A 707-nucleotide genomic window follows, 5' to 3' on the forward strand; every position below is an offset into this window, starting at 1 on the left:
TTCTTCGTTCAGAAGCTGGTTCAAAAAATGCTGCCGATTATTTACAAATGTTTTGGTGATAACGTAGCTGTCCGTATCTTCATACTGACAAGGATGAATCGTGCCATTGTCGAAGCTAAAAATCTCAGCATCAGGCATTCCGAGGAGAATGGGTGAATGTGATACGATAATGAATTGCGCCCCTTCTTGGGCACACCGATAAATGTTGATCAGTAACGTGAGCTGCCTCTGCGGGGATAGCGCAGCTTCCGGCTCGTCAAAAATATAGACTCCATCTGCACCCATGTAGTCCTGCGCAATGGCGAGGAAACTTTCACCGTGTGATTTTTGGTGATAGCCTTTGGAGGGATGATCGTCATCGGAATAGTCGATTTCCTTGGTGGCTACATTATAGAAACTCTCTGCTCGGAGAAAATACCCGAACTTTGGTCTGCGATACCCCTTGGAAATCGTCATAGCCTCACATAGTTCCGAATGGGAGTTGTATGTGGAAAATGAATAGTTCTTCGTTCCACCCTCTGCGTTGAAGCCGTAAGCAACAGCGATTGCTTCCAGAAGCGTAGATTTTCCACTTCCATTTTCGCCAACAAAGAACGTAATGGGCTTATGGAATGTAAAAGTGTCGATTCCACTGATGGCAGGAATCTGACGAACATAATTGTATGGGCGAACTCTGTTCCAGTCGATGGTCAGCCCTTGGATAAACA

The 707-nt window shown here is 45.5% G+C and carries 1 protein-coding gene; it reads right to left on the reverse strand.

The window, feature by feature from the left end:
- Positions 1-707, reverse strand: a 707-nt coding sequence (locus DWV57_RS14235; protein ID WP_120021126.1) for an AAA family ATPase, incomplete at both ends; no start/stop codon positions are given.

The organism is Faecalibacterium sp. AF10-46 (assembly GCF_003604105.1).
In the GTDB taxonomy this organism is placed as follows: domain Bacteria; phylum Bacillota; class Clostridia; order Oscillospirales; family Ruminococcaceae; genus Faecalibacterium; species Faecalibacterium taiwanense.